This window comes from Ruegeria sp. BF10, from assembly GCF_056538725.1.
Map to the genome: position 1 here is coordinate 90149 of NZ_JBQFTR010000003.1, position 11809 is coordinate 101957.

Here is an 11809-nt window from a genome sequence, read left to right on the forward strand (position 1 = left end):
TTGATTCGTTGTCACTCGCGAAAGATCAGGACAGCGCCTGTGTTCATGCCTCCTGCGTATCGGTTGCCGGACGCGGGCTTTTGATCATCGGTGCGTCCGGCACAGGGAAGTCCGGACTGGCGTTGCAAATGATGGCGTTCGGTGCGGAACTGGTAGCCGATGACCGCGTCAATTTGGAGATGCAGCAGAACGGGGTGATCGCCTCGGCAGTTTCGCAGATACGCGGTTTGATCGAGGCGCGCCAGATTGGCTTGATCAAAGCCGAATCTGGGGGGCCTGTCCCGCTGGATTACGTGGTGGATCTGGATCAGCCAGAGCCTCAGCGTCTGCCCGACCCTTTGACGGTTTCCGTGCTGAGGCAAACTGTTCCCTTGCTTCGGGGTGCGGGCGTGCCCAACTTGGCTGTAGCGATGATGCAGCTTCTAGGAAATGGGCGCGTAAACCCGGAATGGCCGAACACATGACATCGCAAAGGCGGATCGTACTTGTCACCGGGCCCTCCGGGGCAGGAAGATCCACGGCCATTCATGTGCTGGAAGATCTGGGCTTTGAAGCCATCGACAACCTGCCGATGGGGCTTTTGCTGCGCTTGCTCGACAGCGCGGACAGCGACCGTCCGATGGCTTTGGGTATAGATGCCCGCAATCGCGATTTCTCGACGATCGGTTTCATAGAACTGGCTGAAAAGCTGGGCCGGTTGGCGCAGGTCGATCTGACGGTTCTGTATCTGGATTGCACGGATGATGTTCTGGTGCGCAGGTTTTCAGAAACCCGAAGGCGGCATCCCGTCGCCAAGAATGCCAGCCCGGAAACCGGCGTTCAGCGCGAAAAAGAGCTGCTGGCGCCGATACGAGAGATTGCGGATACGCTGATCGACACCAGCCTTCTGAACGTGCATCAGCTGCGGGAAGAGGTCGAGAACTGGTTCGCCCCGCAAGGCGGGCGGCATCTGGCGGTTTCCATCGAATCCTTTTCTTACAAACGCGGCCTGCCGCGCGGATTGGACATGGTGTTCGATTGCAGGTTTCTGGCGAATCCGTACTGGCGCCCGGAATTTCGCGCAGCGGATGGTCGACACCCTGACGTTGCGCACTATGTGCAGTCAGACGCAAACTACTTACCGTTTTTTGAACGTGTGCTGGGCTTGCTGACCCTGCTGTTGCCGGCCTTTCGGGCCGAGGGCAAAGCGCATCTTTCCGTGGCGTTTGGGTGCACGGGGGGCCAGCACAGATCAGTTGCCCTGGCAGAAGCCGTTGCAAAGGCTCTTGCGGAAGACGGGCAGCAGGTGGCAATTAGGCATCGCGAGATGGAACGTCGGTCGTTGAATGTGAGGTCGGATTGATCGGAATTGTGATCGTTGCACATGGGGGGTTGGCTCAGGAATACCTGGCCGCCACGCAACACGTGGTCGGACCACAGGCCAGCCTCGTGGCGGTCGCGATAGAGGCTGACCATGACCGGGACGAAAAACAGGCCGAAATCTGCCGTGCCGCGGACGAAGTGGACACCGGCGATGGTGTCGTTGTCGTCACCGACCTCTTTGGCGGCAGCCCCTCGAATCTCAGCCTGCGTGCCTGCGCGCCTCAGGACCGGCGTATTCTGTACGGGGCAAACCTGCCGATGCTGATCAAATTGGCCAAAAGCCGCCACTTGCCCATTGGTGATGCGGTCCGTCAGGCAATGGAGGCTGGACGGAAGTACATCAATGCGCAGAATGTGACATTGGATTGAAAGCGGATTATTGAATATGACGAGCCGAAGCCTGAAAATCATCAATGAAAAGGGCCTGCATGCACGCGCCTCGGCAAAGCTGGTTGAGGTTGTAGAGGGGTTCGATGCGCATGCTGAGGTGTCAAAAGACGGACTTTCTGCATCAGGCGACAGTATCATGGGCCTTTTGATGTTGGCAGCATCGCGCGGAACAACTATTGACGTCGAGACGTCCGGGCCGGATGCTGAGGCATTGGCAGAAGCTCTGGAAACGCTTGTGAACGACAAGTTCGGAGAGGGGTTCTAAGCCGCCCCGCCGGGACAGGAAGAACGGGAAGACCAGGAATTGGCGGAAACAACGCACGAGACCAAGACAAGCCCGGTGGTGGATGGAACCGCAGATCAGGGTGAGATCTACGACCGTAGAACGCTGACCTACGCGAATTCATTCGATGATGCCTGGACTGCGACTGCCATTCGGGCCATCGAGTGGTGCACAGGCAAGCTGACCATTTTGCGCATGGTCAACAAGTTCGAAAAAAAGAACGAATACTATCGCGGCCAGCGGTTCTGGGGGGGTGCCCTCAAGACTATGGGAATCGATCTGACCACACCGCAGGAACAGATTGACCGCATCCCCAAGACCGGCCCGGTTGTCGTCGTCGCCAACCACCCGCACGGTATGGTCGATGGCATGATTTTGGCAGAACTGATCGGTCGGGTGCGCAGTGATTACCGCATTCTGACCCGTTCGGTCCTGACAGGGCTGGACGAAGCGGCCACGTCATTCATGATTCCGGTTCCGTTTCCACATGACCCCGAGGCGCAGGCCAAGATGCTGGAAATGCGCGGCAAAGCCATGGAGCATCTCAAGAACGGTGGCGTTGTGGCGCTGTTTCCATCCGGTGTTGTGATGTCCTCGGATGATTGGTTCGGGCCCGCGATCGAGCGGGAATGGAACGTGTTCACCGCCAAGATGATCCGCCGTTCGGGCGCGCGCGTGGTGCCGATTTTCTTTCCGGGCAGCAATTCGCGCTGGTATCAGATCGCCAACCGCGTCTCTGCAATTCTGCGGCAGGGATTGTTGCTGCACGAGATCGTCCGATCCTGCAACAAACCCCAGTCGCCGGTGATCGGCGAACCGATTTCGGACCGCGACATGGAGCTGTTGGAGCGCGACCCGCGCGGATTCATGGCCTGGCTCAGAAATCACACCATGTCTCTGGGCAAGTCGGAACAGACCTGATCCGTGTCTTCATCTGGCCCAAAATATCCCGGGGGTGAGCCCGGACAAAGTCCGGGCGAGGGGGCTGGCCCCCTTCAGCGTGTCGGTACCGGAACTTCGCCTCGGTAGTCATAAAAGCCACGCTCGGTCTTGCGCCCCAGCCACCCGGCCTCGACATATTTCGTCAGCAGAGGGCAGGGACGGTATTTGGTATCGGCCAACCCGTCATGCAGCACGTTCATGATCGCCAGACAGGTATCCAACCCGATGAAGTCCGCCAATTCAAGCGGGCCCATGGGATGATTCGCCCCAAGCTTCATTGACTGGTCGATGGATTGTACGTTCCCCACACCTTCATAGAGTGTGTAGACCGCCTCGTTGATCATGGGCATCAGGATCCGGTTCACGATAAAGGCGGGAAAGTCCTCGGCGCTGGCGGCCGTTTTGCCCAACCGGTCCACCACCGCTTTGCAGGCGTTGAAGGTTTCTTCATCCGTGGCGATGCCGCGGATCAATTCCACCAGCTGCATAACAGGGACAGGGTTCATGAAATGAAAACCCATGAACCGTTCGGGCCGATCCGTGCGGCTTGCCAGCCGGGTGATGGAAATCGAGGATGTATTTGACGTCAGAATCGTATGCGGCAGCAGGTGCGGTTGCAGGTCCTCGAAAATCGCCTGTTTGATCGTTTCCCGCTCGGTTGCCGCCTCGATAACCAGATCGGTTTGGCCCAGTTTCGGCAGCTCAAGCGTGGTCGTAATCCGTTTCAGCGCGGCCTTCATCGCTTCGTCGGTGATTTTGCCACGTGACGCCTGCCGCGCCATGTTGCCTTCGATTGCGGCAATGGCGCTGTCCAGAGCATCCTGGCTGACATCGTTCAGCAAGACGTCGTATTCCGCCAACGCCATAACATGGGCAATGCCGTTGCCCATTTGCCCCGCGCCAATCACACCGACCGATTTGACTTCCATGTTCAGCTGCCTTTGCCCTGGAGGATACCGCGACAGTATCGGCAGACCGGGGCAGGCGGCAAGAGGATCGCGGCGATCAATTTTGCTTCAAATGCGCGCATTAGAAAAATCTCAATATCTATGGCCGCAAGATGGCACCGGGTGAGAAAACGGGGGGCTTGATATGAGCTTTCATCAGACAAACAGCGGCAGGGAGTCCGCCTGCCAGTATGCCAATTCGAAACTTTGGTTCCGGGGTCCACCCGGCACGTTGGACCAACCCTATGTGGCCTGTCTGGGAGGAGAGGAAACTTTCGGCAGATTCGTCGATTGCCCGTTTCCTGCCGTGCTCGAGAAGCGATTGGGAAAGCCATGCGTCAACTTCGGCAGCCTGTTTTGCGGAGTCGAAGCGTTGTCCACTGATCCGGGAGTGCTGAATCTGGTCAATCAGTCAGACCTATGCGTGTTGCAGGTGCCCGATCTTCTGCGCCAATCGAACCGGTTTTACCGCGTGCACCCGCGTCGCAACGATCGGTTCCTTGAACCCACCGCGGACTTGCTGGGGCTGTACCCGGATGTTGACTTCACGGAAATCCATTTTGTGCGCCATCTGTTGGAGCAGCTGAGCGCAACAGAAGACGCACGTTTCGAAGTCGTAGCGCAGGAACTGCGAGAGGTCTGGATACGCGCCACCGGGGAATTGATAGAACGGATCGAACCCGGCGTTGTCCTGCTTTGGCTGCATGTGCAGCGGCAAACCGGATCGCATGTTGACCATATCGTGCCCGACGCCGCCATGATCGAACAACTGCGCCCGCTCTGCGCCGATGTCGTAGAGGTTTCGGTAGCTGTATCCGCTCGATCGGATGCTCTCGAAGATGTCATGTTCGGAACGCTTCAGCAGCCGATTGCGGAACATATGATCGGCCCGTCCGCGCATCGAGAAATTGCCGAGCATCTGCTGATCGCTTTGCGGAACCTGAACTGAAAAAGGCCCGCCTGTTGGCGGGCCTTTGCAGATCAATCCGGATATCCGGTTCAGCCGAGCTTTTCGGTCAGTTCCGGCACCGCCTGGAACAGGTCTGCGACCAGGCCGAAATCGGCGACCTGGAAGATCGGCGCCTCTTCGTCCTTGTTGATCGCCACGATGACCTTCGAGTCCTTCATGCCGGCCAGGTGCTGAATCGCGCCCGAGATGCCGACGGCAACATACAGATCCGGGGCAACAACCTTGCCGGTCTGACCCACCTGCCAGTCGTTCGGCGCATAGCCCGAGTCAACGGCCGCGCGCGACGCACCCACCGCAGCGCCCAGCTTGTCGGCCAGGGTTTCGATCAGTTTGAAGTCTTCTTCCGAGCCGACACCACGGCCGCCCGAAACAACGACGCCGGCCGAGGTCAGCTCGGGACGGTCGCTTTCGGCCACCTTGTCTTCGACCCATTCCGACAGGCCGGGGTTTTCGCCGACTGACACGGTCTCGACCGTGGCCGAACCGCCTTCGCCGGCCGCGTCAAAGCTGGCGGTCCGGATGGTGACGACCTTCTTGGCGTCGTTCGACTTGACGGTCTGGATCGCGTTGCCCGCGTAGATCGGGCGCTCGAAGGTCGAGCCGTCAACAACGCCGGAGGCATCCGAGATCACCATCACGTCCAGCAGGGCTGCAACGCGAGGCATCACGTTCTTAGCGTCGGTGGTGGCCGGCGCCACGATATGCTCGTAGCCATCGGCCAGGCCCACGATCAGGGCCGCGGTCGATTCCGCCAGGCGGTGGCCCAGCGACGGGTCTTCGGCGACCAGAACCTTCGACACGCCGTCTATCTTGGCCGCAGCCTCACCGGCAGCAGCGGCCGAGCCACCCGCGGCCAGAACGGTCACGTCGCCCAGCACTTTCGCGGCGGTCACGGCCTTTGCGGTCGCATCCATCGCCAGTTCGCCGTTGTTCACTTCGGCAAGCAGAAGTACAGCCATTACACAGCCCCCGCTTCTTTGAGTTTCTCGACCAGCTCGTCCACCGAGCCCACGATGATGCCAGCCGCGCGCGCCGGCGGCTCTTCGGTCTTGACGATTTCCAGACGCGGGGTGACGTCGACGCCGTAGTCGGCGGCAGTTTTTTCGTCCAGCGGCTTTTTCTTCGCCTTCATGATGTTGGGCAGCGAGGCATAGCGCGGCTCGTTCAGGCGCAGGTCAACGGTGATGATGGCGGGCATCTTGACGCTGATGGTCTGCAACCCGCCATCGACCTCGCGGGTGACCTTGGCGGTGTCGCCTTCGATGTCCAGATCGGATGCGAAGGTGCCCTGGGACCAGCCCAGCAGCGCCGACAGCATCTGGCCGGTGGCGTTCATGTCGTTGTCGATCGCCTGCTTGCCGCACAGCACGATGCCCGGCTGCTCTTCCTCGACCACCTTGGCCAGGATCTTGGCAACGGCCAGAGGCTCGATGTCCTGGTGGACGTCATCCGCCGCGACCACAAGAATGGCGCGGTCCGCACCCATGGCCAGCGCGGTGCGCAGGGTTTCCTGCGCCTGCTTCACGCCGATCGAAACCGCAACGACCTCGTCGGCCTTGCCGGCTTCTTTCAGGCGGATCGCCTCTTCCACCGCAATCTCGTCGAACGGGTTCATCGACATTTTGACATTGGCGAGATCAACACCGCTACCGTCCGCTTTCACGCGGACCTTCACATTGTAGTCAATCACGCGTTTGACAGGCACCAGTACCTTCATTGTAGCGCTTTCTCCTCAAAAAAACGGTAAGCCGCGCAGGCGACTCCACCAATGCTCTCGACCGACTAGATAGCGCCTGCCGCAGTGGCACAACAGAGCAAAATCGTCACGTCATGGCGTCGGGACGTCGCGTTTTGCAATTTTTTTGCAGATAGGCGAAAGAATATTACCCACGACCTCTGTATTTCGCGATCACCGGTTCGCGCCGGGAACCCACAACACGTCGTCTTTGCCGTTTGCGTTTGCGCAGCGCGCAGCAACGAAGAACCAGTCGCTGAGGCGGTTCAGGTATTTGACCGCCACGTCGTTGACGGGTTCCATATTCGTCAGTTCGACCGCAAGCCGTTCGGCCCGGCGCGAAACGGTGCGGCACACATGCAGATGTGCAGCCAGACGCGAGCCACCGGGCAGGATGAAGCTGCGCAGAGGTTCCAGCGCCTCGTTCATTGCGTCGATCTCGGCTTCCAGCCGGTCGATCTGGGCGGACACGATGCGCAGGGGGGGATAGTCGGCCTCGGCATCTTTTTCCATGTCGGGTCGGCAGAGGTCGGCCCCCAGATCGAACAGGTCATTCTGAATGCGCGACAGCGCGATTTCGACATCACCTTCGGCCTCGGTTCGTGCCACGCCGACAAAAGCGTTCAGCTCGTCCACTGTGCCATAGGCTGCGACGCGGCCCGAATATTTTGCCACGCGCTCTCCGTTGCCCAGGGCGGTTTTCCCGTCATCGCCGGTGCGCGTGTAGATTTTGTTGAGTACGACCATTTATTGAACTCCCTGTCCGCGCAGATACACGAAAAGCACGATCAGCAACACGGCGATGAACTGAAAGAGAATGCGCAGGCGCATCATCTTGTTGCTTCTCTTCGCCGCCTCCATGCCGCCTTTGCCGAAATTCGCGATGCCCAAGGCCAGCACGACGACAACTGCCGCCATGGCCAGAAGAAGAATGACCATTACAAGGTCCATTTGAAGTCACCGTCCGGTTTTTTCGATTACCACCCATCTAGCGTCCGGAGGTCGAAAAGCGAACGGGAAATATCGTCTCAGATATCCGAAAGGATTCGATCAGTGGCGTTTGTAGGCAGAATCCGGCGCAGGATTCCGGCGATGTATGTCGGAGTGGTCACATAGTAACGTGGTCTGGGGCGTCGGGCCTCGACCGCATGGGCCAGCTTGTCCGTGACGGCAGAGGCGGGCAGTTCAAACCGGTCTGGCCCACTGCTTTCGTAAAGACGCTTCAGCAGTGATCCTTCATACTTTTCCCGAATGGCCGAGTTTTCCCAGTCGATGTATTTCTCGAACATGGGGATCGCCTTTTCCCGGAGTTTCGAGGTGATGGGGCCGGGCTCGATCAGGGAGACGTGGATGTCGGTATCCCGAAGCTCCAGCCGCAGCGTGTCGGTCAGCCCTTCGATCGCGTATTTCGTGGCGACATATGCGCCGCGCCACGGGAAGGCGACAAGACCCAGAACCGAGGAACACTGCACGATCCGGCCATGACCCTGTTCCCGCATGACGGGAATGACCTGTCGGGTCAGCTCGTGCCAGCCAAAGACATTGGTCTCAAATATATGGCGCAGGCCATCCGTCGGAACATCCTCTACCGCGCCGGGCAGGCCATGTGCGCCATTGTTGAACAGGGCATCCAGCGAGCCGCCTGTAGCCTCAAGAACATAAGACAAACCCGACGTGATGCTGTCTGTGTCGGTGTAGTCGATTCTGGGGCTTTCAAAGCCTTGTGCGCGTAGGCGATCACAGTCGCGTTGCTGGCGGCAGGATGCAAAAACACGCCAGCCTCGTGCACGCATGCCGTGTGCCGCGTCCAGACCGATGCCTGACGAGCATCCCGTGATAAGAATCGATTTCTGCATATGCCTTCCGAGCCTGATCCCCGCCCATAGCTATGGCGGGGTTTGCGGCAGGGCAATGACACTTCGATGTCAGTTCGTTGTTTTCCGGACGAGTGATGCCGAAATCCACCCAACCTGTTGCCCCGGCAACACGCGCAGGCGCAACCAGCCGGTACCTGAATCCCCAAAGACTTCAACCTGCTGACCGATCCTGGCCTTGCCGATGATCGGATAGATCGTCCCCGGCCCATCGCGCAGGTTCACGCGGGTTCCCGATATTTCGCGGATATCCTTGGCGGCCTCGACAGGCGCGGGCAGTTCAACCGTTGGCAGCTCGGCGTCGGTGGTGACCTGCTCGAGAGAGGCCAGACCCTGTTCCAGCGACGCAAGGGTCAGAGTGACGTTTTCGTCAGCGAACAATGAGGGGTTTGCCTTCAGGCCAGCCGCAACTTGCGACAACAGCGCTTTGGTTTCTGCTTCATCCAGCTCGGCGACGGGTTCAGTGACCGGTGCGACCGGCACCGAGGGCTTCACCGCAGCACGCGCGACCAACGTTTCCGCGGGCGCGGGTTCGATAGCTGGCTTTGAAGGTCTCGGGGCATTGGCAACACGCTCGGGCTCTGCGCTGCGGACCCCGCGCGGCTCAAAGTCGGGGCCTCCGCTCAACACGTAAAAAGTCCAGCCGAGTGCGGCGAAGGTAACAAGTACAAGGCGCGTCATGGCGCATCCCCCAATTCAATCGTAACAACAAAACAGGCAGCAATCATTCAATTGTTGGAATGGTAGCATAATAGAAGGGCAGAGTCGAAAATTCGGGGAAAACACCGACTTGCCTCCCCCTGTTGCAAAAAGCCCGACTTGTCCCCAGTAAAATACGCGTTGCTTGCTTTACCAAGGCGTCCTTGCGTCGTATCACATCATATATGAACGATACGATCGACGACCCCAACATGGAGGCCCCCGACCACGGGGGTGAGGTGGCAGAACCGCTGCGCCGCGCGATAGGTGAGCGTTATTTGACCTATGCGCTGTCCACCATCATGCATCGTGCCCTGCCGGATGCGCGGGACGGATTGAAGCCGGTGCACCGGCGAATCCTCTATGCGATGAGAGAGCTGCGACTCAGTGCAACCGGAGGTTTTCGCAAGTCCGCCAAGATTTCCGGCGACGTGATGGGCAATTACCATCCGCATGGCGACGCCGCGATTTACGATGCAATGGCGCGTCTGGCGCAGGACTTCAACGTGCGTTACCCGCTGGTAGACGGGCAGGGGAACTTCGGCAATATCGACGGCGACAACCCGGCGGCCTCGCGCTATACCGAGGCGCGGATGACCATCGTGGCCGAGGCGCTGCTTGAGGGTCTGAACGAAGACGCCGTGGATTTCCGCGACAACTATGATGGCACGCTGACCGAACCGGTGGTGTTGCCTGCGCAGTTTCCGAACCTGCTGGCCAACGGCGCCAGCGGTATCGCCGTCGGCATGGCGACCAACATCCCGCCGCACAACATCTCGGAGCTTTGCGACGCCTGCCTGCACCTGATCAAGACGCCGGATGCGCGCGACGACACGCTGCTGAACTACGTCCCCGGACCGGATTTTCCGACCGGTGGCGTGATCGTCGAACCGCCCGAGAACATCGCCCAGGCCTATCGTACCGGGCGCGGCTCGTTCCGGCTGCGCTGCAAGTTCGAGGTCGAGGATCTGGGCCGCGGTCAGTGGCAGATCGTCGTTACCGAGATTCCCTATCAGGTTCAGAAGTCCAAGCTGATCGAAAAGATCGCGGAACTGATCCAGAGCAAGAAAATCCCGATCCTCGCGGATGTGCGCGACGAATCCGCCGATGACATCCGTCTGATCCTCGAACCGCGCTCCAAGAACGTGGACCCCGAGGTGCTGATGGGCATGCTCTATCGCAACTCGGACCTCGAGGTGCGGTTCAGCCTGAACATGAACGTGCTGATCGACGGGGTGACGCCCAAGGTCTGCTCGATGAAAGAGGTGCTGCGCGCCTTCCTCGATCACCGGCAAGAGGTGCTGCTGCGCCGCTCGCGTCATCGCATGGCCAAGATCGACCACCGGCTGGAAGTGCTCGAAGGCTTCATCGTCGCCTTCCTGAACCTCGACCGTGTGATCGACATCATCCGCTATGACGACGACCCCAAGGCCGCGCTGATGCGCGAGGACTGGGGCATCGATCATGTCCGGGCGACCAGTGAGGCCGACTATGTCTCTCCCAAACCGGGCGAGGGCGAACTGTCGGAAGTTCAGGTCGACGCCATCCTCAACATGCGCCTGCGCAGCTTGCGCCGTCTGGAAGAGATGGAACTGGTTCGCGAACGCGACGCGCTGATGGAAGAACGCGCCGAACTCGAAGATCTGCTGGCCGATCCCGCCCTGCAATGGGCCAGGATTGCCGAGCAGTTGAAAGAGACGAAGAAGACCTTTGGCAAAGACTACGAAGGCGGTGCGCGTCGAACGCAGTTCGCCGAGGCCGGGCAGATCGAGGAAGTTCCGCTTGAGGCGATGATCGACAAGGAACCGATCACGGTCGTCTGCTCTCAGATGGGCTGGATTCGCGCCATGACAGGCCATATCGACCTGAAGCGCGAGTTGAAGTTCAAGGACGGCGACGGCCCGCGTTTCATCTTCCACGCGGAAACGACCGACCGGTTGCTGGTCTTTGCCTCGAATGGCCGATTCTATACTGTCAGCGCAGCCAACCTGCCGGGTGGGCGCGGCATGGGCGAGCCTTTGCGCCTGATGGTGGATCTGCCCAACGAGGCGCAGATCATCGACATTCTGATCCACAAGCCGGGGCGCAAGCTTTTGGTGGCTTCGGACGCGGGCAACGGCTTTGTTGTGCCCGAAGATGACGTGCTGGCGCAGACGCGCAACGGCAAACAGGTGCTGAACGTCAAGGGTGACGAAACCGCGATGATCTGCAAGCCGGTTGACGGAGACCACGTCGCCGTGGTGTCGCAAAACGGAAAGTTCCTGGTTTTCCCAACCCAGGAACTGCCCGAGATGACGCGCGGAAAAGGCGTGCGTTTGCAAAAGTACAATATGGCGCGTGGCCGGCAGGGAACGCTCGAGCTGGATGGCGGTTTGTCGGATGTAACGACCTTCAACTGGGAAGAGGGCCTGAAATGGTCCATGGGCGGCGACAAGACCCGACATGAGGCGGATATGACGCAATGGCTGGCAAAACGGGCCAGCGTCGGGAAAAAACCGCCCTATGGCTTCCCGCGTGACTATAAGTTTTCGTGATCGCGCAGCAGCGCGGGTGAATTTCCGCCGATACGGCTTGGCACAACCCGTATCGGTGCGCTAGATCAATAAA

General features: G+C 59.5%; 14 protein-coding genes. 7 read left to right on the forward strand and 7 right to left on the reverse strand.

All coding sequences use genetic code 11. The features are described 5' to 3' along the window. The first annotated feature begins 8 nt into the window (after positions 1-8). The 5 genes from ACR0DJ_RS13475 to ACR0DJ_RS13495 are packed head-to-tail and all read left to right on the forward strand — an operon-like array spanning position 9 to position 2956. Positions 9-464: an HPr kinase/phosphorylase gene (locus tag ACR0DJ_RS13475; RefSeq protein WP_480685291.1), complete on the forward strand. Its 456-nt coding sequence runs from the start codon at positions 9-11 to the stop codon at positions 462-464. Further along, on the forward strand, positions 461-1342 hold the full coding sequence (gene rapZ, locus ACR0DJ_RS13480; protein ID WP_170344854.1) for an RNase adapter RapZ: 882 nt from the start codon (positions 461-463) through the stop codon (positions 1340-1342). The genes ACR0DJ_RS13475 and rapZ overlap by 4 nt, the downstream gene beginning before the upstream one ends. Continuing rightward, positions 1339-1731 (forward strand): PTS sugar transporter subunit IIA, encoded by a 393-nt coding sequence (locus ACR0DJ_RS13485; RefSeq protein WP_152457103.1) that lies wholly within the window; start codon positions 1339-1341, stop codon positions 1729-1731. The genes rapZ and ACR0DJ_RS13485 overlap by 4 nt, the downstream gene beginning before the upstream one ends. A 16-nt stretch (positions 1732-1747) precedes the next feature. Beyond that, positions 1748-2017, forward strand: coding sequence for an HPr family phosphocarrier protein (locus tag ACR0DJ_RS13490; protein WP_152457104.1), 270 nt, complete (start codon positions 1748-1750; stop codon positions 2015-2017). A 39-nt stretch (positions 2018-2056) separates the two neighbouring features. After that, entirely contained in the window at positions 2057-2956 is a 900-nt protein-coding gene (locus ACR0DJ_RS13495; protein ID WP_170344855.1) for a lysophospholipid acyltransferase family protein, read from the forward strand. 74 nt (positions 2957-3030) lie between these two features. Here the strand turns inward: ACR0DJ_RS13495 and ACR0DJ_RS13500 are convergent, their stop codons facing one another. Beyond that, positions 3031-3906 (reverse strand): 3-hydroxybutyryl-CoA dehydrogenase, encoded by an 876-nt coding sequence (locus ACR0DJ_RS13500; RefSeq protein ID WP_257600137.1) that lies wholly within the window; start codon positions 3904-3906, stop codon positions 3031-3033. A 163-nt stretch (positions 3907-4069) separates the two neighbouring features. Here ACR0DJ_RS13500 and ACR0DJ_RS13505 point away from each other — a divergent pair, with 163 nt between their 5' ends. Then, positions 4070-4873, forward strand: a complete 804-nt coding sequence (locus tag ACR0DJ_RS13505; RefSeq protein WP_425080157.1) for a DUF6473 family protein — start codon at positions 4070-4072, stop codon at positions 4871-4873. 50 nt (positions 4874-4923) lie between these two features. Here ACR0DJ_RS13505 and ACR0DJ_RS13510 read toward each other — a convergent pair whose 3' ends face one another. From ACR0DJ_RS13510 to ACR0DJ_RS13535, 6 genes are all read right to left on the reverse strand, one after another. After that, a complete protein-coding gene (locus ACR0DJ_RS13510) occupies positions 4924-5853 on the reverse strand; it encodes an electron transfer flavoprotein subunit alpha/FixB family protein (RefSeq protein WP_170344857.1) in 930 nt (309 codons plus the stop codon). Next, positions 5853-6611 carry an electron transfer flavoprotein subunit beta/FixA family protein gene (locus tag ACR0DJ_RS13515; protein WP_170344858.1) on the reverse strand — a complete coding sequence of 253 codons (759 nt, stop codon included), beginning with the start codon at positions 6609-6611 and terminating at the stop codon, positions 5853-5855. The genes ACR0DJ_RS13510 and ACR0DJ_RS13515 overlap by 1 nt, the downstream gene beginning before the upstream one ends. Before the next feature lie 192 nt (positions 6612-6803). Then, positions 6804-7376 (reverse strand): cob(I)yrinic acid a,c-diamide adenosyltransferase, encoded by a 573-nt coding sequence (locus ACR0DJ_RS13520; protein ID WP_170344859.1) that lies wholly within the window; start codon positions 7374-7376, stop codon positions 6804-6806. Continuing rightward, positions 7377-7580 carry a twin transmembrane helix small protein gene (locus ACR0DJ_RS13525; RefSeq protein ID WP_171727088.1) on the reverse strand — a complete coding sequence of 68 codons (204 nt, stop codon included), beginning with the start codon at positions 7578-7580 and terminating at the stop codon, positions 7377-7379. Positions 7581-7657: 77 nt separating this feature from the next. Next, positions 7658-8485 carry an SDR family NAD(P)-dependent oxidoreductase gene (locus ACR0DJ_RS13530; protein ID WP_170344861.1) on the reverse strand — a complete coding sequence of 276 codons (828 nt, stop codon included), beginning with the start codon at positions 8483-8485 and terminating at the stop codon, positions 7658-7660. Between the two features lie 69 nt (positions 8486-8554). Next, positions 8555-9184, reverse strand: a complete 630-nt coding sequence (locus ACR0DJ_RS13535; RefSeq protein ID WP_480685292.1) for an SH3 domain-containing protein — start codon at positions 9182-9184, stop codon at positions 8555-8557. Between the two features lie 203 nt (positions 9185-9387). Here ACR0DJ_RS13535 and ACR0DJ_RS13540 point away from each other — a divergent pair, with 203 nt between their 5' ends. Beyond that, on the forward strand, positions 9388-11736 hold the full coding sequence (locus ACR0DJ_RS13540) for a DNA topoisomerase IV subunit A (RefSeq protein ID WP_257600140.1): 2349 nt from the start codon (positions 9388-9390) through the stop codon (positions 11734-11736). Positions 11737-11809: the final 73 nt, after the last annotated feature.

Coding starts and splice junctions, on each gene's coding strand:
- rapZ (WP_170344854.1), top strand. CDS start 461: ATGACATCGCAAAGGCGGATCGTACTTGTCACCGGGCCCTCCGGGGCA.
- ACR0DJ_RS13490 (WP_152457104.1), top strand. CDS start 1,748: ATGACGAGCCGAAGCCTGAAAATCATCAATGAAAAGGGCCTGCATGCA.
- ACR0DJ_RS13500 (WP_257600137.1), bottom strand. CDS start 3,906: ATGGAAGTCAAATCGGTCGGTGTGATTGGCGCGGGGCAAATGGGCAAC.
- ACR0DJ_RS13505 (WP_425080157.1), top strand. CDS start 4,070: ATGAGCTTTCATCAGACAAACAGCGGCAGGGAGTCCGCCTGCCAGTAT.
- ACR0DJ_RS13510 (WP_170344857.1), bottom strand. CDS start 5,853: ATGGCTGTACTTCTGCTTGCCGAAGTGAACAACGGCGAACTGGCGATG.
- ACR0DJ_RS13515 (WP_170344858.1), bottom strand. CDS start 6,611: ATGAAGGTACTGGTGCCTGTCAAACGCGTGATTGACTACAATGTGAAG.
- ACR0DJ_RS13520 (WP_170344859.1), bottom strand. CDS start 7,376: ATGGTCGTACTCAACAAAATCTACACGCGCACCGGCGATGACGGGAAA.
- ACR0DJ_RS13525 (WP_171727088.1), bottom strand. CDS start 7,580: ATGGACCTTGTAATGGTCATTCTTCTTCTGGCCATGGCGGCAGTTGTC.
- ACR0DJ_RS13530 (WP_170344861.1), bottom strand. CDS start 8,485: ATGCAGAAATCGATTCTTATCACGGGATGCTCGTCAGGCATCGGTCTG.
- ACR0DJ_RS13535 (WP_480685292.1), bottom strand. CDS start 9,184: ATGACGCGCCTTGTACTTGTTACCTTCGCCGCACTCGGCTGGACTTTT.
- ACR0DJ_RS13540 (WP_257600140.1), top strand. CDS start 9,388: ATGAACGATACGATCGACGACCCCAACATGGAGGCCCCCGACCACGGG.